We start from the raw sequence: 20,249 nt of genomic DNA, 5'->3' as shown, positions 1-20,249 counted from the left end.
GGAGGAAGCACAAATGACGCCTCTGATTGGAATATCATGCGGCACCTTCCGTGATCGCGACTGGTGCCCGCCATCTTATGGACATCGCCAAACTTATGTTGACGCCGTGTTGCAGGCAGGTGGAGCGCCGATCTTGATCCCACCACTCCTCGATAGTGCAACACTACGGACGATCTACGACCGCCTGGATGGATTGCTCCTCGCCGGCGGTGGCGATATTTCACCGAATCATTATGGTGATCAACCTCACGAGCGCCTTGGCACGATTGATCCCCCGCGTGATCTGATGGAATTACGGCTGGCACGCTGGGCGGCTGCCGATGGTAAACCTCTGCTCGGTATCTGTCGGGGTGTGCAGTTGATTAATGTAGCCCTCGGCGGTTCACTTTACCAGGACATTCCTTCACAACTTGATACGACCATCGACCATAACCTCTCGTATGCGCGTGAAGACTGGACATACATGGCCCATTCGATCACGATAGCCGCCGACTCTCGATTGGCACAGGCACTGGGAACAACGAACCTGATGATCAATTCGCTGCATCATCAAGCGGTGCGGCGGGTTGCTTCTGGCTTGCGTGCCGTTGCCTGGGCACCGGATGGGGTGATTGAAGCTCTGGAGGGTGATAGCCAGCACTTTATTGTTGGCGTACAGTGTCATCCTGAAGCACTCCAGGCTACGGTTGATCCACGCTGGCAAGGTCTTTTTGCGGCATTTGTCCAAAGTTGTAGCGATACCCACCGGCAGAGTCGTGCTGCCTGATCACCGTGAGGCTGTATGAACAATCAGCATCGTCCGCTTATCGGTATTACGACTATGCATAGCGGTACCAGCGCCGATAGTCGCGAATTGCAGGCGGTGCGTCCAACCTATCTGCGGGCCATCGAAGCGGCTGGCGGCATCCCCATTATCATCTATCTGACCGATGATATGAGTGCAGTGCGGCGATTGTACGAGCAGTGCGACGGCATCTTGCTCCCCGGTGGTGATGATGTTGATCCGGCCTATTATGACGAGCCGCCCCATCCGAAGCTCGGTACGGTAGATCGCCAGCGTGATGCGGTCGAGATTACTCTGGCACGTTGGGTACATGCCGAACGTAAACCGTTGCTGGGCATTTGTCGTGGGTTGCAAGTAATTAACGTGGCCCTAGGTGGATCACTCTACCAGGACATACCTTCGCAGCTTGCCACAACCATCGATCATCGAGCGAATACCCGTACCAGAGCCTGGACAGAACTGACCCATTCCTTACACATTCTCGCCGACTCGCGACTGGCTACCGTTCTGCACACGACCGACATCGGCTGCAACACCATGCACCATCAAGCGATCAAGCAGCTCGCTCCTGGTCTGCGTGCGGTTGCCAGCGCACCTGATGGTATTATCGAGGCATTTGAAGCGCTCGATGACCACTACTTGCTGGGCGTACAATGCCATCCGGAACATCTTTGGGATAGCAGTGAACCACGCTGGCAGGCACTGTTTGCCGATTTCGTCAACACGTGCCGTGAACGAGCGATGAATGCGCATCAGGCTTCCTGACGTGAATAATCACCTACAGTATCATCTCCTGGTATGATTGGCATCTTCGATTCAGGATTAGGCGGGCTATCGGTTATGTGTGCTATTCACGAACGATTGCCCGACACCGATCTGCTCTACCTGGCCGATAGTGCCTACTGTCCGTATGGCCCACGTCCATTATCAGAAATTCGCGACCGGGCGCTGGCGTGTGGGCGCTGGCTGGTCGATCAAGGCGCCCGCATTGTCGTGGTAGCCTGTAATACGGCAACGGCAGCAGCCATTGAGCTGCTCCGACGTGAGCTACCGGTACCGGTGGTCGGCATGGAGCCGGGGGTCAAGCCGGCAGTGGCTGCGACCCGAAACGGAAAAGTCGCAGTTCTGGCAACCAGCGGCACACTCGCCAGTGATCGTTTTCGTTCACTCGTGCAGGCTTATGCGGCTGGGGTTGAAGTTTATCCTCTGGCATGTCCCGATCTCGTGGCACAGGTTGAAGCCGGTGAATTGCAGAGTGATCAAACCCGCCACCTGATTGAGCAGCATCTGGCGACGGTGCCAGAGGTTGATGTGATCGTGTTGGGATGCACACACTTTCCCCCACTCAAGCCATTGATAGCGACATGTGCCGGATCGCACGTGACTGTTATCGATACCGGCCCCGCAGTTGCCGCTCAGACCGAGCGGATTACCCGACAGATCAATGTACCCACCGGTAGCGGTACCATCCGTTGTGCCACAACAGGCAATCCACAACTCGTAGCACCGGCTCTGTACAATGTTTGGGGTGCTCCGCTACCGCTAACGGGAGTACAAATTGACTCAGCGGTTGTAGTACACGAATAATTATTATTGGTAAACGTGTAAAGGAATAAACTGGGGCAGGCTAGAAGCCTGCCCCACACACTTTACCCTGTCGCATCTGTCGGCGGTTCGACCGGCAGCTGTTCCACCGGTATCGGTTCTGCCGGTGGCGGTGTCGGCGTCGGCAATGGTTTGCCATCAGGGCCGAGATCGGCGGGGTTGTACTCGAAAATATCCGGCCAGGGCTTGAAGCGTGTCACAAACTCACGACGCTCGATCTCTTTACCGTCAGGTCCAAGGACAATGCGCGTGAAAAGAATATCCATCCCACCACGTGCTGTATCGCTCTGCCGTGGCTGGCCTACCGGGCGATCAGGAACCGCAACGTAGACTGGCTCGGTTGGCGGCGGTGTACGATTGGTGATCACCGGCCCTTCTAACAGCACCTTCCGTCCGGTCTCAGGACCGTAGAGCCTCACTTCGGCCAGATTCCGCCGCGTATCAACCATCGTCTGCATCAAAATCCAACCACCGGTGTCGTTGAGAAACTTCAGGTCAGGGCCACCGGTGAAGATAGTAGCATCCATACCGGGACCATCACCGTATGGCCCAAACCCATAGCGGTCGTACCAGCTAATATAAAATGAATGCCCCCAACGCTCGGTAATCGGCAAACCGGCCCAGAATGCAGCACGAAAGACAGTTGTGCTATCCTGGCAAATCCCACCACCCCACTCTAACTGAGTACGATTCTGAATGATGGCATAACCTTCAACAAAGCCATTTGAGCTATCGATGCGACCAATCGTCTGATTGAATGAAAACTCTTCACCGGGTGCAATGAGGATACCGTGCAACAACCGCATGCCGGCCTGGATATTGGTCACGCGATAGGCTGCCGAACCGGTGAAATCGCTACGACCAACCCCAAGCAGAGTCGTGATGCCCAACTGATCAAGGTTGTCAGCCGTGACCGGTGACGGTATCTCGCGGAAGTTTACCGTTACCGTGCGTTGATCCGCCGGTTTGTTCAATGCTTCGAGCACCGCATTCAGCGACTGCACTTCGTCGATTCGTTTACCTGGCTTGCCCGGTTGAAAAATTTCTAACTTCCCTTCGTTCCAGTTGAGGCGTGGATAGGTACCCTTGACTTCGGTTGAGTCGCCGAGCGCGATCAACTTTTCCATCACCATATTACGATCAACGCTCACCGCCAGCCGGTCGCCCGCCGGATCGGAAATCCGCTCAACCCGAATCATCCGCGCCAGTTCATCGAGCGACCAGACAAACGGACGATTATCAACCAGCAGTGTCACCGGACCTGCCAGGAGAGCTGCGATCTGATCCTGGGCGAGGAATGCTGCATCATCACGAAGTGATGGCTCAAGGGCACGAGTACGCAATGCGACTGTATCAGGATTCAAATCCTGAATTGCAGACAATATCTCTTGTAATGTCTCAGCCACAAGCACCTGACGCCCCACCGCACTCGGTGTTACCTCCACCGTCGTGCCGTGTAACATCAGATGGGCATCACGTGCCGGTTGTTCGACTTCTGCCACCCTGGCTAGCAGGTAGCGTTGCATCGCATCTTGATCGATAGAGAGGCGCAAGGGAATATCAATCCCATATTGCCAGACCGCACTTATCTGCTGGAGATCGGTAAAGAGGTTCGCACTCCGCCCTACCGCCAGCGCTGCATCGAGTGCCTCGTCTATTTCAAGTGCTACACCCAGCTCAGCAAGCGTTGGTGTCCAGGAACGACCACTGTAGGTTAGCACAACCGGCTGAGCCAGAAAAGGCGCAAAGCTGGCCTCAATCGCCGCACGTGCTTCCTCACGGGTCATACTTCCAACCGCAACGCCGCGCACCGTCACATTGGGAAGAATCCGTCCGGCATACGAGCGATCAAGGAACACCATGCCTGTACCAATAATCGCTAAGCCAGACAATACAACTAACAGCAACCACCACCATCCACGGGACACCCTGCGTTGGGTACGCCGGCCTGTACCTTGCTGCACTGCCGGGGGATGAACCTCTTGATCCGGCCAGTCGGCAGCACCCGGCAATGATGGTGAAAACACCTCACCGTCGGTGCGCTCGTGAGTTGGATTGAAAGGCTGCGAATGCTGAACCGACACCAAAACCCTCCTTACCACCTGTAAATTTGTCTGACAACCTAATATACTCTTGTCAATGGGGGATGTCAATAAAACAAAGCTGACAAATTGCTTGCTTTTGGCAGTTATACCAATGTGAACGTCGACAGAGCTTCAGCGGCATAACCATCGGTAGCTGAAAATTAAACCCGCACCCGGAAGCTCGTGCGAGCTGAAACGTGCGCGGCGTGATAACTATGTGTCCATTGGGTGAGAGGGGGGTGTTTCTTTGTGAACAGTATTCTCCAGCAACCTGCGCACCAACGCCAGTAATTCACTGGCGCGAAAGGGTTTTTGCAACGTAGCCATTACCGGCACGTCCACCAGATTCTCTGCCTGCACCGCATAACCACTGACCAGGGCCAGCGGAATATGCGGATGCATTGCTGCAATACGGCGACAGACCTCATAGCCATGCATATCAGCAAGTGTCATATCTATCAGGGCACAGGCTACAGGATGATCAGCGATAGCCCGAATTGCGTCATTACCATTGTGGAATATCAGCACGCGATAACCGGCACGAACCAGGATGCGTTCGATGAGTACCCGTACTTCAGGGTTATCGTCAATGACGAGAATGTACGATTCAGCGCTTGTTGGTGATGGAACAGGTAACATTTCAGTCGTTATGGATGACATCACCGGTATCCAGACGGTAAAGGTACTCCCCTGACCCGGTTGACTATCCACCTCCAGGCCGCCACCGTACCGCTGCACAATATGCAGAACGCCGGCTAAACCTAAACCATGGCCATGCGGTTTAGTAGTAAAAAACGGCTCAAATATACGCTGACGAATGGCAGGATCGATACCCACCCCATTATCACGAACCTCCAGGATAGCATACTGACCGGGCAGCAAATGGTGCTGTCGTATCAACCAACTCTGCATTCTGGCTGTCACCACACACAGACCGGTTTGGACACAAATCTCACCCCTCTGATCTGGCAACGCCTCAGCGGCATTGGTCACCAGATTCATCAATACCTGCCGTATATGTACCGGATCCGCCAGCACAGCAGGGAGACTCGGTTCTAACCCAATGCGAATGTGCACATGAGGGCCAAGTGAGGATTGTAGTAAAGAGATAGTTTCCTGAATGAGATGATTGAGATCAACCGGTTGTAGCGCCGTCTGTCGACCGGTGGCAAACGATAGTAATTCGCGGACCAAATCACTGGCCTGATGGGCAGCCTCGATGAGATGGTGAATATGCTGATCGGCAGGGTTTCCCATCGGATAGATTGTTTGTAACGCATTGGCATGCGCGAGGACCATGCTGAGCAGATTGTTGAAATCGTGCGCAATTCCGCCGGCCATGATTGCTATACTCTCAAAGCGTTCGAGCGCCTGAAGGCGCTGCTCATCACGCACCAACGCCCAGGTCTTTTCCCGCTGATCGGTTAAATCCTGACCAACCAGTAATAATTCTCCGATGGTACCATTCGTTTGTCGCCGACAGGTCACTGTCCACAAGGCATAGCATTTTCGCCCATCTACCCAAAACGAGGTTTCAAACGAACGATCCCCCTGACCGGTAATAACTTCGCGTACCAGGGCAGCGAAGAGGGGATGTTCAGCCTCACTCAACAGAGTCGTGGCAAACGGGCGACCAATTACATCCTCGCGGGCACGAGCCAGCACTTGGGCTGCCATACGGTTAAATTCGGTGATGCGGAGATCGGGATCGAGGCAGATCACAAGATTACCGGCCAGCTCGATCAGAAGGCGAAAGCGCTCGTTCGTATCGCGTAGGCGCTCGAACAACAACGAGTTGAAGAATGCGATCCCAATCTGATCGGCTAACAGTGAAAGTAAAAAGAAATCCTCATCGTCTAGCGCCGGATTACCCTGTGACTCGACGATAATGGCCCCAACCGGTTCGGCTGTTTCGTAGCGCAACGGCACCGCAATGCACTGCTTTGTATCGGGCATCACTTCTAGAAAATCGGGATCGTGCTGCGCATCACGCACGAATTCAGCTCTCCCATTGCGCACGACCCGCCCGGCAACCCCTTCGTGCAACTGAATAACCGGTAAGAGCCGATCATAGCCAACGACCGCCTGTAAGTGTAACGCGCCGTTCTGGAGCAGATATATGCTGACGAGCTGATAGCCGAAGACATCGTGCAACTGTTGCACAACCAGCTGACAAATCAGATCGGTTTGCAAGGTTGAATTAATTAGGGCGGCTACCCGCTGTACCATCAGTAGTTGCTCTAAACGGCGTCGAGTGGAACGATACAACAGAATATTCTCGACTGCTATCGCGATGCGCCGGGCCAGTTCACAGATCAGGTCAATGTCATTGGTAGTAAAGCGTCGCGATGAAGAATCGGTTATGGTCAAAACCAACGCCCCACAGGTCGTATCATGACCTCGCATCGGCACACCAAGGATATGACGTGGCTGGATTTGGCGCATAATATCGCGGTACAATGGGGAAAATGCCGGATCGTCGTAGTATTCGTCGGACAGATCGGTAAGCAAGAGTGGTTGACTGCTATCCAGGACACGAGCCGGTATCGAATGGGAATCAATCAACAGAGAGTGTTGAATAAGATGTTCGACGAGGGGCTGGAAGCGAGTATCGGCACAAGCCAGAGCAACTCGTCGTACCTGCTGCCGTTCATCGCGGATAACGATAGCACATAAATCACCTAACAGTGGTATTATGTGGCGGGCAACCTGTTGAAGCGCCTCAATGCCATCTAATGAGACGAGTAAGGCGCCGACGTCGGCGAGCAAACGGGTTTGGGTCACAGTCCAACGTTTTGCCATCAGTTGACTACACTTTCATGCATAGCAACTCGCCCGCCACGAAATAAGTATAGTATACGCTTTTTTAATTATGACTTCAAGCAACTGCTGCTCGTGATACAATACCGCTAGTGAGCAAAAACTACATAGCGCGGAGCATAACGATGGATCGTGCGCAATCAATGGAATTAACTGCCACAACATCACCGACCAGTCTGCTCGACTGGCTGACGTTGACGTGTCGGCATATTGCCTTGCTGGCAGCAATGCTAGCTACCGGTGGTAGTCTCTTTTTCAGTGAAGTGCTGGGCTGGATTCCCTGTGAGCTGTGCTGGTATCAGCGCATTTTGATGTATCCGCTGACAGTTCTCCTCTTCATTGGCATCTGGCGCGATGATCGTAAGGTCTATCTGTACGTGTTACCCCTCTCGCTCACCGGCATTGCGGTCGCGCTTTACCACTATCTTATGGTGATGCTGATTATTCCACCCGCGCCCTGTGCCGGCGCGGTACCCTGTGCGTTTGACTACATCAACATTCCGGGGGTGCTGAGTTTTGTCAAGATTCCATTTCTGGCACTGGTTGCTTTCATCATTATCAGTGTGATGATGGCAAATCTGGCCCTGGCCGAAACTGCACCGGCACACGGTCGGATGGCGCGCATGATCGCCACGGCCATCGTCCTGGCAACCAGTCTCGCTTTCATCGGTCTCGGTGTGATGATCTGATTGTTAGCGATTATATAAGTAAACTGTCATTAGCAAGTGGCCCGGAGTATGGTATACTCCGGGCACTATGATCAGTATGGTAAGGGCTGTGCGGGGGCACGGCCAGGAGGGAACAACGACCGACAATCTGCTTTGAAGCGCATGGACTTCGCGAGGAGCGAAGTTGACGAGGAGGGAGGTTCCCGGCGCGAGCCGGAGCTAACGGGTCTGAACAACCCGGAACATCGAGAGATCAGCGGAAGCCTCCCCGGTGTAGGGCACCACCGATAACAGACAAACCAATACCTGCCGGTGACGGTGAGGGCAACGTTGTCTGTAGTGACCCACCACTATCCATTCCCCCACTGATGACGTGAATATTCGCTATGGATGCTGCTCATGGTAGCAGGTCTGGCTGCTGCGCTCTGTCGCAGGCGGCGGCTGTCATGGGCTGCTATGGATTGCTTTGCTTTCTTTCCTATGAAGGAGTTTCTGCTATGTGTGGCATTGTGGGCTATATTGGTGGACGTGAGGCGACCGACGTTGTGCTGAATGGCCTTCAACGATTGGAATATCGGGGTTACGATTCGGCGGGGATCGCTGTCTACGATCCAGATGCCGGGTTGCAGTTGCGTCGCAGTGTTGGCAAGCTCATCAATTTGCAACAACGGGTGCAGGCCGATCCACCGCGTGGCCGGGTCGGCATTGGTCATACGCGCTGGGCCACGCATGGTGGCGTCACCGAGCAAAATACTCACCCCCACTGTGATGCCAGTGGCACGATTGTGGTGATTCAGAATGGGATTGTTGAGAATTATCTAAACCTGAAAGGGCGTCTGATCGAATTGGGGTACCAGTTTGAGTCGCAAACCGATACTGAAGTGATTGCGAAGCTGATCGGACATTACTATCACGAGCAGCGTGATCTGGTCGCGGCCACACGTCAGGCGTTGCAGGAACTACGCGGTGGCAATGCGGTTGTCGCCTTTTGTATTCACGAGCCGGACACGCTGGTTGCAGCACGCCTGGGCAACGCTGGTGGCATCGCGATTGGGCTTGGCGACAACGAACAGTTTATCGCTTCCGATATTCCGGCAATCCTCGATTACACACGCAATCTGATCTTTCTGGAAGACCATGACATCGCCGTTGTCCGGCGTGACGAGGTAACGATTACCCGGCTCGATGGTACAACGGTTACGCGCACAGTACACAGTATTGCCTGGGACCCCGTTGCGGCAGCGAAAGGTGATTATCGCCACTTTATGCACAAAGAGATCGATGAACAACCACGGGCGCTCATGGATGTGTTGCGCGGACGGATCGATCAGGAGCGTGGTCTGATCACGCTCGAAGATCTCCGCCTCGACGATCAGGACCTACGTCGGGTCCGTCGTATCTACGCTATCGCGTGCGGTACGGCGTGGCACGCCGCGTTGGTGGCAAAGTTTATGATCGAGAATCTGGCACGGGTGCGGGTTGAAGTCGACTATGCCAGCGAGTTCCGCTATCGCCAGCCGATATTGCAGAGCAATGGTGAGCGTGATGCGCTGATTCTTACCTTCACGCAAAGCGGTGAGACAGTCGATACGCTGGCCGGCATGGAAGAGGCACGCACGCAGAGGGTTCCCAGTGTAGCGATTGTTAATGCCATCGGTAGTCAGGCCGCTCGGCTGGCCGATGGTGGACCGATCTATTTGCACGCCGGGCCAGAAATTGGAGTCGCTTCAACAAAAGCCTTTACCTCGATGCTGATTGCAGGCTACCTGTTTGCACTACGTCTGGCGCAGGCACACGGGACATTGACGCCGACCCAGATTCGAGAACACATTCAGGCACTGGTGGAATTGCCGGGGAAAGCAGCGCAAGTGATCGAGCAGGTTACTCCTGTATGTATCGAGTTGGCCGAGCGCTACTATCGGGTTAGTAATGCCCTCTTCCTGGGTCGTCAAATCAACTACCCAATCGCGCTCGAAGGTGCACTCAAGCTCAAAGAGATCAGCTACATTCACGCCGAAGGCTACCCGGCAGGTGAAATGAAGCACGGACCAATTGCCTTGATCGATGAGGGCATGCCGGTTGTCTGTCTTGCTACCCGCGACCACATCTACGAAAAGATGGTCAGTAACGTCGAACAGGTGCGTGCGCGTCACGGCCAGGTGATCGCAATTGGTCACGAGGGTGATGAGTTGTTGGCAGCAAAGGCGAATCATTTCATCGGAGTACCGGCGACATTACCACTACTCCAACCGGTGTTGAATGTGATACCGTTGCAAATCTTTGCCTATCACGTTGCCGTGTTGCGCGGGTGTGATGTCGATCAGCCGCGTAATCTGGCCAAGAGTGTGACTGTGGAGTAGGCGTTATCGAGAGCACGTTGCCAGATAACACTCCTTCCGCACGCTGCACGATGTGCTTCCGGGTTGCAGCGTGCGGAAGCCGTGCCGCCACACTCCATACAGCGCAGACACGGACGGTTTGGCGGGTGAGAGCATCGGAAGAGGAATGCATTCTGATGCGAACCAGCGGCTTGCGCTCCCAGGGCGAAACGGTGCACTCATCCGACATCACGCCAGCCTCGTGGGCTGGCATTCCGGGATCGCATCACTGCTCAGAATACTGAAGAACCATACCGACGCTGATGCTACGTCGCAGCAGGTACAGTTATTGTGAACGCTGTGATGATAGTGATGTACGCAGTCCCTGTAACGAACGCTCGGCGGCATCAGCTTCATCGGTGTCAACCCCATCTGGTCGATAGCGTGCCCGTTCATACGTCGCGGTCAGATCGATAAATGTCTGCTGGTCGGGCAGCACCGATGAGACGTGTGTGCACCATTCGGACGGTGTCTGATCTGGTGGGCGTCGCCAACCCTGAGCTTCCAGGGCGAGCAGTGCCTGAATATACGCTCGCCGCACACGCGATACCGCGTCCGCTCCTCGCAAGGCAGCCAGTGCGGCTTGCAAGCCGTGCAAGTGTCGCCGGAAGGGACGCCGGAATGAACCAAACAGATCGCGGAGGTCGGCAATTAAACTCTGCCCGATGTCAAGCGACTGACGTTCTTCATCGGTCACCGAACGACGGTGCCGTCGTCGCCAAAGCACGATAATGATGATCAATGCTATCAGGGGGATCAGTGCCAGCAGGAAGGTTGCCTGTTGGGCAATGGCGACAACTGTCTCTGCAGCAGTATCATCAACCACTGCCGTATCGGGTGTTGGTGGTGGCTCTGGACGGAGATTCATCTGAGCCAGTGCCCGGCCTAATACCCCCAGGAGCGCACGTATCACATCACCAAAGACAACGGTAATGAGATAGACAAGTGCGGCACCGATGAGCGCAAACGGCAAGAGGAGCAGTTGCAAAAGTGCGATCATTCCCTCAAGGGCCAGATCACCGCTCAGGAGAGCGGCTAAACTGATACCAAGAGCGAGCACGGCACCGATTACGCCCAAAAGCAGAAGACTCCACCTTGCATCCAGTGACTGAACCTGATCGGATGTCATCTCAACAACGTGGGTCAGCGCCAGCGCAGCAAGACCACTACCCACGAAGACAACGATGTAGACTAGCAGCAGATCATTACTAACCGCTTCGCCTGCCCGCAACAGTGGACCGAGGATGAGTGCCAGTACCGCACCGATCACGCCACGTCCAGCCAGGGTCAAAATAGTAGCACTGTCGTGGTCAGCGAGTCGCACACCACGCCAGACCAGAAAGAATACAACCAGCACTGCCAGGTAGAGCGGGCCACTTTGGGGTTGGCCGGGAGGCAACACTGCGAGCAATGTAAGCGGATCGAGGCCGAACGTCAACCAACTCAGCCAGGCTGCTGCGACTATTGGCGCCAGCACGAGCAGCGAGCGATTAAACGGCCAGCGCAGACGACCCCCGACCTCATCAGCCACCCGCCCCAGCACGACGGCGCTGAATAGCCCCAGCCACGACAAGGCAATGGTCGTCAGTGCCAAGAACGGCAACCCGACAACCGTTGCTTCAAACGCAGCCAGAAATATCGTGCGGAACAGGCGAGTCATGAAAGAACAGATTTCAGATCAGGTGTGGGAAAAGACGTACTTCAGCAAACCGTAGTGATCGCAACCAGCGCAAAGAAAATACCGGGAGCGGTTATATCGCTCCCGGCTACCTGACTTACTTCGTCTCACGATAGAGCACGTGGCGGCGAACAATCGGATCGTACTTGCGCAACTCGAGACGGCTCGGATCGTTGCGGCGGTTCTTCTCGGTGGTATAGGTGTGACCGCTCTCAGTGCTCTTCAGCTTGATCACGATGCGGTTTCCCTTTTTGCTGGCCATGGCAATTCCTCTTCCCAACACTACACACGAAATTGCGCCTATCGGCGCACTACGCGCTAGTATACCATATCGGCTGAAGGCGGGCAACTATGCCTGAGCGACAGCCGTAATGTTCGGATTAATGTAGTTGTGCGCATCAGGCAGCCACATCCCGCCGGAAGACAACACGGAGTGATGAGTCCTCGAAGAAGGCATCCTGGGCCCGCAAACGGGCCAGTGATTGTGGAAGGACAATCCGATGGCGATGCCAGCCAACTGAAATCAGCAGCTCATCATCGCTCTGGGCCAGATGCACCTGATCTTCTGAAGCAAAGGGAAGGGGCACAATCAAATCGTAGCCGTAAGCAGTCTTCTCCACACGCTGGGTTGGGCCTTGATACAGGAAGGCTGTCGGATCACGGTCGGCGAAGAGATGGTCGGCCAACCGCGACAGTAGTTCGGTGCCAATGATCTCTTGCGAAAAGTGGGGGGCACGCAGGATGGGCAGCGGCTCAAACATCTCTTCAACCATCGGCGCGTACTGCTGCTGCATTGCCCGCCACTGCGCGAAGTGAGCATCAACCTCAGGGGGTAAAATCCGGTTTACAATAATGGCATCGACCACGTAGCCAAACAGACTGAGGTAGGTTAACGACCGTTGCGCTTCCCGAATTACCATCTTTTCGAGGTTCATGACGATGCGGGCGGTGCAAATCTGCTGATTGGTCAGCAATTGACGCACATCGATCAAGGCATCAATCGCTTGCTGAGCAGAGGCCAGCACATCATCATCAGCAATTGGCATATCGGTGACCCGGCGCGCTACCGGTCGTACCACGCGCAACAGGGCACGGGCTATCGGAAAGAGACGAGCGATCCACCAGCGTATCACATCCGGCAGCGACAGCAGGCGCAATGTCTCGCCGGTAGGGGCCGCATCCACAACAATTACGTCGTACTTGCCCTCATCGTAGTGACGTTTGATCTGGAGCAAGCTGAAGAGTTCTTCGGTGCCGGGAATAACCGACAATTCGCCCTGGGCGATGGTCTCGACACCTTGCCAGGCCAGCAGATCAGCCAGATAACGTGAAACTGTACCCCAGCTCGATTCAAGTTCGTGCAAGGCATTGATCTCTTGTGCCCACAGATTGGGAGCAACCTGAAGCGGTTCTGCCCGCAGATCAACACCGAGCGAGTCACCCAAAGAGTGGGCCGCATCGGTCGAGAGCACGATTGTACGATAACCGAGCTGAGCGCAGCGGAGGGCACTAGCCGCTGCAATACTGGTTTTGCCAACGCCGCCCTTACCGGTGTAGAAGAGAATGCGCATACTCGACCGTTTGTTGTAGAAGCGATTTTGTATTATGATAGCGTTAAATTATCTTTTATGCAAATTCGGTGTGTGTACCAATCAGCCTATGCAAGCTACCTCAAAGGTAGCACGGGTTTTGCAACGTGACGAATTACAACTGGTAGATGAACCGTCCCGACCCTGATCAGGCCCAACCTAAATCATCCGGCTTCCCGGTTGAGCTGCTCTCATCGTCTTTCTTGTCGCTTAGTTCTTCTTCGAGCATCTGATCGACCATCTCGTCCCAGTCTTCGCCGGCATCCTCACCCAGCTCCTTTCCCAGCCGCTTGGCCCAGCGTGCAATCGAGCGGGGGTCGCTTTCGTCAAGTCCCATGAATGTCGAAGGATCGGCAAGTGATTCAAGACGATCTTCTTCTGATTTAAGGGTCGCAAAGCGCGAGATTGCACGACGCACCCCAGTGTTGCCGCAGCGTGGACAGGCCAGACCGGGCGGATCACTGAATCCACGTACCAATTTTTGAAACTGACCGTTACATACTGGACAGAGATACTCGTAGATTGGCATAGCAACCTCTATTTCCTGGTCACTCGGTTTTACCGAATAATCTCTTCAACTAAAGGTATTGGCGGTGGTGGCGTATCATGGATAGTATAGGCAAGCTGGAGCCGTTCGGCAACATGATCGACATCAGTTTCACGTGCCGCGTGGATGGTGAGCAGTGGGTCACCAGCCTTCACTGCATCACCAACTTTTGCCTGCAAGACCAGGCCTACCGCATGGTCAATGGTATCTTCTTTGCGTGAACGTCCGCCACCCAGCGCATTGACCGCTAACCCCAATGCCTGACCATCAATCGCCGTCACAAAACCGGCCCGTGGCGCCGGGAGATCGACCTGCACGGGGGCGACCGGCAGGCGTTCGGGATGATCAATCACATCTGGATCGCCACCCTGATTGATGACCATGGCCCGAAACTTTTCCCAGGCTGCACCCGACTGCAATGCGTCGTTCAACAACGCACGTGCGGCATCACTATCGTTGCGCAGGCCGGCCATGCGTACCAATTCGCTCCCCAACACAAGGCACAACTCAACCAGATCAGATGGCCCAGAACCACGCAAAGCTGCAATGGCTTCGCGCACTTCCAGCGCATTACCGACCGCAAAACCGAGCGGCTGTTGCATACTGCTCAGCACCGCAGCAACTCTACGCCCTGCATGCCGACCGATTGCCACCATCGTTTGGGCCAGGCGACAGGCATCGGCGAGTGTCTGCATGAAAGCGCCACGTCCATATTTTACATCGAGCACGATACAATCAGCACCCGATGCCAGCTTCTTGCTCATCACACTGGCCGCGATCAGTGGAATTGACTCGACGGTGGCAGTGACATCGCGGAGGGCGTAGAGTTTTTTGTCAGCCGGTGCCAGATCGCCGCTTTGGGCAGCCACCACCAGCCCCAGTTCACGCACTGCTCGCCGAAACTCATCGGCACTGAGATTGGTGCGAAAGCCGCGAATGCTCTCCAGCTTATCAATCGTGCCACCGCTAAAACCAAGTCCCCTGCCACTCATCTTTGCCACCGGCAGGCCAACGGCGGCGACCAGGGGTGCCAGTACCAGGGTCGTTTTGTCACCGACACCACCGGTTGAATGCTTGTCAACCGTGAGTGGTGCAATATCGTGGAGATCGAGCATATCGCCGCTGCCAGCCATGGCGATGGTCAGATCAGCCGTTTCGCGATCATCCATCCCGCGCAACACGATGGCCATCGCCAGGGCAGCCATCTGATAATCGGGAATCGCACCGGCTGCATAGTTCGCAACGACCCATTCAATCTCTTCGGTGGTCAATGCACGGCCATCTCGTTTCGCGGCAATAATTTCTACCATACGCATGGCAGGCATTCCTTTCTACGTCCTGGCCCGGCAGCTTAGCCGCCGGTGCGCAACTCTTGCATGACTGATGGCAACAGCGGCAACAGATCACCGGCAACGACGCCGGCATCTCCAAAGGCCATACGCGCTCTGGCCCCGGCGGCACCGTGCAGGTAGACACCCAGCGCCGCGGCAGCGAATGGTAGACAGCCCTGGGCAATGAAGCCGGCAATCACACCGGCCAAGACATCACCCGAACCGGCTGTCGCCAGGGCCGGATTCGCCCCGTCATACATCAGCGTGCGGCCATCTGGGGCAGCAATGACCGTAGTTGCGCCCTTCAGAACAACCGTCTGTCGCCAGCGTTGCGCAGCTTCAGCCGCCGTCGCAACCCGATCAGCAGGTAATTCACTTACGCCAAGTAGACGACGCATTTCGCCGGGGTGCGGGGTAAGCACACAGTGTTCGGGTGGTAGTCGCTCGAACCAGTCTGGGGCGGTGGCAAGAATATTCAGGCCATCGGCATCGATCACGGTGGGTGGTAAAGCCACCGTTTGCTGGGGCTGATTGGTGAGTGGTTCACCGACGGCAACAAAGCCGACACGCGCCCGGATCCGCGTGTGATCGAGACCAAAGAGGCGCAGTACCAGTTTGCGGGTTGCCTCGGCCTGACCCAATCCCGGCCCAAGCAACAGCGCCTGATAGCCCGGCAGATGTTCGGCCAGATCATCGACGGCGGCAGGGCCGATTGCGCCCCAGTCACCTTCGGCAACCGGTAACAATGTCACCTCTGATGGTAGCGTAGCCAGCGACAAGACTGTGCGGCCAGTGGCAAGGGTGACCAGACCGGCACCGGAGCGTTGGGCACCGGCGCAGGCCAGTACGGCTGCACCAGGGTAATTGATCGAACCGGCAACCACCAGTACTTTACCGAAAACACCTTTATGAGCATCAGCCGGACGGGGTGGCAACAATGTACGTGCCTGGCTGGCAGTTAACAATTCGCTCATCGTTAATACTCCATCTAATGATGACAGGCCGATGGGGGCGACCACAATCTCTCCTGCATAGCCACGACCGGGCCAGAGCAGTAATCCACGCTTGATCAAACCGGTCGCAACGGTCAGATCGGCGCGAATGGCTACTGTGGGCACCTGACCGTCGTCGGCACCAACACCACTGGGCAGATCGATAGCTACCACGCGCAGATCAGATCGCTGGGCACGTTCGGCATTCACGGCTTGAATGATAGTTACCAGGTCAGCAGTCGGAGGTCGGGCACCGGTTCCCAAAAACCCATCAAGCACCAAAACAGCCTTACGGAGCGCCTGCGCGAGGAGCGAACCATCACCATCGGTTGCGGCGGATAGCTCAGGGATCGCTCGCTCACGGCAGGCTTGCAGGTTGGCATCAACCCCACTGCGGCGCCACACGTAGAGCGTGACCAGCGCACCGGTATCGGCCAGATGACGCGCAGCGACCAACGCATCACCGCCATTGTTGCCAGGGCCAACCAACACCAATACCTGTCGATTGGCTAACGGTGCAGCGTAGCGCAGAACTGCGTCGGCCACACCGGCACCGGCCTGCTCCATTAAAGCCGCCCAGGTCGTACCACGCGCAACCGCAGCCTCTTCCGCAGCCCGCATCTGACCGGCAGTTACCACAAATGGCAATTTCTCCTTAGACATCAGCTACCCCGCCCATGCCACAACACTGGCCAGCGCCAGCTCATCGGTATGCGACAAACTCACCGCCAAAGCGCGAATTCCCAACGCAGCGGCTTGCTCAGCGGCAAACCCCGATAAACGCAAGACAGGACGACCATCGTTGTCACGTACCACTTCGATCTCGTGAAAGCCGGCGTGCGGGCGATCAGCGACTGCCAGTGCCCCAAGACCGCGCAGCCCGATACCCAGAGCTTTGGCACACGCCTCTTTTGCTGCCCAGCGTGCCGCCAGTGCTTCGTAGCGAACATCAGCCGAACCGGCGAGGCAGTCAACCTGCTCGGTCGCGGTATACACGCGCTGCACAAACCGCTGACCGTAGCGCACAACTGCATGCCGGATACGTGCCACCTCTACCAGATCGACCCCGTGATACAGCATAAGGTAACCTATTGCGTTCCAACCAGTGACACCTCGGCCACTCGTGCGTCATAATCATGGCCATTGGCGTAAATCTCAACACTGCGCAGATAACGATAATCGGGCAACCAGTTCTCATCGCGCAAATCAACCCGGAATTGGGTCCAGGTTGATGGTTCGATGCGCAGATAAAAAACCCCATCGGCACGCACCCGCAACGCATCATCACTGGTGGCCGTGTAGATACAAACTACACGTTCCTCGTCGGGATCGGCTGGACTACTGCGGCGGGCAACAATGCGGATCATCAGCGGGCATTCAGTGCCACGATCACCCGCTGCCGGTAATGATTGATAATCCACCCGCGCCCACAGTGAAAAGACCAGGGAACGAAACTCGGACACATCAATCCCGGCCCCTTGTACACCAAGCGGCTGGCGGATACTGGTGACAAAGCCTTTGGTCTGCCCACCAACCCGGTAGAACCACGCTGCGGTACGCCAGTCTTCGATTGGGCAAACCAGCGTATCGTTAGGAGGGCGACAGATTTGCGCCAACCGGAAGAAACCGCGTTCAGGCAAGGGGAGACTCGGTGTACCTGAAACCTGCCAGGTGGTTGAACGTGGCAGTGTCGGGTCATCGGTGCGCGTGGTATTGTTATACTCAACCTCGGAAAAACGGGAAAAACCACCATCGCGAATAAGCTCCCAGCGTGCCGGTATCGGTAAACCGGGGATGCCAGCCGGATCGACTTCGATCCGCTGTCCAGCGGCCAGGCGTACAGGTTGACCAACCACACCGGTAACGATAGCACTCCCGCTGCGCACAGCAACATCGGCTATCAACGCCGGACGACCATCACTCCGGATCACCCGCCGTTCGGGTGGGTAAAGATTAATGCTATAACTCCCACCGGGTAATAATTTAACCTGGGCATCGCCTACAGTAACGGTGAAGAACACATTTTGAAACGGTTGATCGCCGCGCACATCGTAGCGCACGTACCCATTCGTCTGTTCAAGCGCAACCTGTAACGTACCACTATGCCAGCGGGTGGTGCGCAGCGTTGTCAGCCGTAGTTCGGTGCCGGCCCACAGATCAAGTTGACTACCCTCGAACAGACGTAACGAGGCCACCTGCCCGTAGCCAGCATTGGGAAGGGTACGCACCGCGTCCCCCTCACTCAGCGGTTGCTGATCGCGCACCCCCTGAAAAATGGTACGACCGGCCGGCTGCCAGACGATACTTTCATCGGAACCACGCACGACCAGAATCGCGGTCTGTACGTCGGTCACCGTCAGATACCACTGACGGATATTCCACACCACCCACGAACTCAGGGCGAGGAACAAACCAAAAAAGACGAAAAGCGTCAGCCACGCAATGCGTAAGGTACGTCGTTGCGCTACCAATCGATCATGTGTTGCAACCGTTGATGTTCTCATAGCTGCCATTATACTCCAGGCCAACCTCGCGCTTGTCAGAAATCAAACCTGCCAATGATACGATGAAATGGCTATAGGCAGGATACTCTTCCTCAGATTGATAGCGACACGTGTAGCAGACGAAAACTTGAACAAACGTACTTGACAAAACAAGTGTTCGTTAGCTATAATTGCTACATAAGTTCTAATTTTTTCGCCGCAGCCCATCAAGGTCGCGGCCAATGAAAGGAAAGCGGCCATGAGAAGGCACGAGATGTCTGATCGACAGGCGGAAATCTATCAATACATTGTTCGTTTCATCAAAGAGCGTGGTATTTCGCCGTCAATCCGCGACATCCAGCGCGATCTGCACATCTCATCGACTTCAGTTGTCTCCTACAATTTAGATGTTCTGGAGAAGCTCGGCAAGATTGTACGTAACGATAAAATCTCGCGTGGTATCAGCCTACCGGGGATGGTACCCGCACTCCTGAGAAATGATGTTGGGCGGGTGCCATTGTTAGGTACGATTACTGCCGGTTCACCGCTCCCCGATCCAGAAGAGATCGACATCAATCGAGCAGAGCAAGTGGTTGTTCCAGCCGATGTTGTACCTCCAGAGCGATTGAACAATGTGTACGCATTGAAGGTGCGTGGGCAATCAATGATCGATGCGCTTATTGATGACGGCGACATTGTCCTGCTCCGCCAGCAAGAGACAGCCGAGAATGGGCAGATGGTGGCGGCCTGGTTGATTGACGAAAATGCGGTAACGCTCAAGAAGTTCTACCTTGAAGATGGCCGCGTCCGCCTGCAACCGGCCAACTCCACGATGCAACCCATCTATACCTCGCCCGATAATGTTCGTATCCGGGGGCGGGTGATCGGGGTGTTGCGCAGCCTGGTGTAGGACGCTGCCAGTGTTTGATATGCAGATCAACTAATACCGCTGTTGCTTGACCGGAATGCGATACATCGATACGAGGGTGATGACAGGTATGAGATGCCCTACAGAGCATACCTGTCATCACCTTAACTTTTTTGTTCTCCTGAGTACAATTGCTCAGTGGGCGAACGACATCGCTTCGCTCTTTCTTTCGGTCGTGCTGTCATATGTGGGTTGTAAATGTAGTTGAGACTGCGTAAACCTTGCTTCCAGTCGATACGTAATAGAACCTATTTCAAAAAATATCTACGAGAAGGTATCTTCTTCACTGCCGCTCGATTCCATGTTCGTGACGAGCACACCCGGCCTCCACGTGACCAGCCGGGTCAACGACGTTGCACGCG

16 protein-coding genes are annotated in these 20,249 nt (G+C 55.3%); 6 read left to right on the top strand and 10 right to left on the bottom strand.

The features are described 5' to 3' along the window. Positions 1-13: 13 nt before the first annotated feature. The 3 genes from VAE55_RS06120 to murI are packed head-to-tail and all read left to right on the top strand — an operon-like array spanning position 14 to position 2,371. Entirely contained in the window at positions 14-766 is a 753-nt protein-coding gene (locus VAE55_RS06120) for a gamma-glutamyl-gamma-aminobutyrate hydrolase family protein (protein ID WP_322814916.1), read from the top strand. A 15-nt stretch (positions 767-781) separates the two neighbouring features. Beyond that, positions 782-1,549: a gamma-glutamyl-gamma-aminobutyrate hydrolase family protein gene (locus VAE55_RS06115; protein WP_322814915.1), complete on the top strand. Its 768-nt coding sequence runs from the start codon at positions 782-784 to the stop codon at positions 1,547-1,549. 33 nt (positions 1,550-1,582) lie between these two features. Further along, the gene (murI, locus tag VAE55_RS06110; RefSeq protein ID WP_322814914.1) at positions 1,583-2,371 is read left to right on the top strand and encodes a glutamate racemase; all 789 of its coding nucleotides are present in this window, start codon (positions 1,583-1,585) and stop codon (positions 2,369-2,371) included. A 62-nt stretch (positions 2,372-2,433) separates the two neighbouring features. Here the strand turns inward: murI and VAE55_RS06105 are convergent, their stop codons facing one another. Both VAE55_RS06105 and VAE55_RS06100 read right to left on the bottom strand, forming a co-directional pair. Then, positions 2,434-4,473 carry a VanW family protein gene (locus VAE55_RS06105; protein ID WP_322814913.1) on the bottom strand — a complete coding sequence of 680 codons (2,040 nt, stop codon included), beginning with the start codon at positions 4,471-4,473 and terminating at the stop codon, positions 2,434-2,436. Positions 4,474-4,686: 213 nt separating this feature from the next. Then, the gene (locus tag VAE55_RS06100) at positions 4,687-7,275 is read right to left on the bottom strand and encodes a GAF domain-containing protein (RefSeq protein WP_322814912.1); all 2,589 of its coding nucleotides are present in this window, start codon (positions 7,273-7,275) and stop codon (positions 4,687-4,689) included. A gap of 143 nt (positions 7,276-7,418) precedes the next feature. On the opposite strand from VAE55_RS06100, the gene VAE55_RS06095 reads away from it, so the two are divergent. Together VAE55_RS06095 and glmS are read left to right on the top strand one after the other, a co-directional pair. Continuing rightward, complete coding sequence (locus VAE55_RS06095; protein ID WP_322814911.1) at positions 7,419-7,982, top strand: disulfide bond formation protein B; 564 nt, start codon at positions 7,419-7,421, stop codon at positions 7,980-7,982. Positions 7,983-8,458: 476 nt separating this feature from the next. Next, the gene (gene glmS / locus VAE55_RS06090) at positions 8,459-10,321 is read left to right on the top strand and encodes a glutamine--fructose-6-phosphate transaminase (isomerizing) (protein ID WP_322814910.1); all 1,863 of its coding nucleotides are present in this window, start codon (positions 8,459-8,461) and stop codon (positions 10,319-10,321) included. A 304-nt stretch (positions 10,322-10,625) separates the two neighbouring features. Here the strand turns inward: glmS and VAE55_RS06085 are convergent, their stop codons facing one another. The 8 genes from VAE55_RS06085 to VAE55_RS06050 all read right to left on the bottom strand — a co-directional run bounded on the left by VAE55_RS06085 (position 10,626) and on the right by VAE55_RS06050 (position 18,980). Next, positions 10,626-11,999, bottom strand: coding sequence for a DUF4129 domain-containing protein (locus tag VAE55_RS06085; protein WP_322814909.1), 1,374 nt, complete (start codon positions 11,997-11,999; stop codon positions 10,626-10,628). A 115-nt stretch (positions 12,000-12,114) separates the two neighbouring features. Next, entirely contained in the window at positions 12,115-12,279 is a 165-nt protein-coding gene (rpmG, locus tag VAE55_RS06080; RefSeq protein ID WP_012256375.1) for a 50S ribosomal protein L33, read from the bottom strand. Positions 12,280-12,415: 136 nt separating this feature from the next. Further along, positions 12,416-13,588: an ArsA family ATPase gene (locus tag VAE55_RS06075; RefSeq protein ID WP_322814908.1), complete on the bottom strand. Its 1,173-nt coding sequence runs from the start codon at positions 13,586-13,588 to the stop codon at positions 12,416-12,418. A 166-nt stretch (positions 13,589-13,754) separates the two neighbouring features. Then, positions 13,755-14,135 (bottom strand): zinc ribbon domain-containing protein, encoded by a 381-nt coding sequence (locus VAE55_RS06070; RefSeq protein WP_322814907.1) that lies wholly within the window; start codon positions 14,133-14,135, stop codon positions 13,755-13,757. Positions 14,136-14,164: 29 nt separating this feature from the next. Beyond that, entirely contained in the window at positions 14,165-15,469 is a 1,305-nt protein-coding gene (locus VAE55_RS06065) for a pyrimidine-nucleoside phosphorylase (RefSeq protein WP_322814906.1), read from the bottom strand. A 35-nt stretch (positions 15,470-15,504) separates the two neighbouring features. Continuing rightward, complete coding sequence (locus tag VAE55_RS06060) at positions 15,505-17,139, bottom strand: NAD(P)H-hydrate dehydratase (RefSeq protein WP_322814905.1); 1,635 nt, start codon at positions 17,137-17,139, stop codon at positions 15,505-15,507. Positions 17,140-17,142: 3 nt separating this feature from the next. Further along, a complete protein-coding gene (acpS, locus tag VAE55_RS06055; RefSeq protein ID WP_322814904.1) occupies positions 17,143-17,556 on the bottom strand; it encodes a holo-ACP synthase in 414 nt (137 codons plus the stop codon). 8 nt (positions 17,557-17,564) lie between these two features. Beyond that, a complete protein-coding gene (locus tag VAE55_RS06050) occupies positions 17,565-18,980 on the bottom strand; it encodes a hypothetical protein (RefSeq protein WP_322814903.1) in 1,416 nt (471 codons plus the stop codon). Between the two features lie 238 nt (positions 18,981-19,218). Here VAE55_RS06050 and lexA point away from each other — a divergent pair, with 238 nt between their 5' ends. After that, on the top strand, positions 19,219-19,869 hold the full coding sequence (gene lexA, locus VAE55_RS06045) for a transcriptional repressor LexA (protein ID WP_416181172.1): 651 nt from the start codon (positions 19,219-19,221) through the stop codon (positions 19,867-19,869). The last annotated feature ends 380 nt before the right edge of the window (positions 19,870-20,249 follow it).

Source organism: Chloroflexus sp. (genome assembly GCF_034432675.1).
Classification (GTDB): domain Bacteria; phylum Chloroflexota; class Chloroflexia; order Chloroflexales; family Chloroflexaceae; genus Chloroflexus.
The sequence above is the reverse complement of the archived record's forward strand: the minus strand, read 5'-3'. Positions and strand labels throughout refer to the sequence as shown.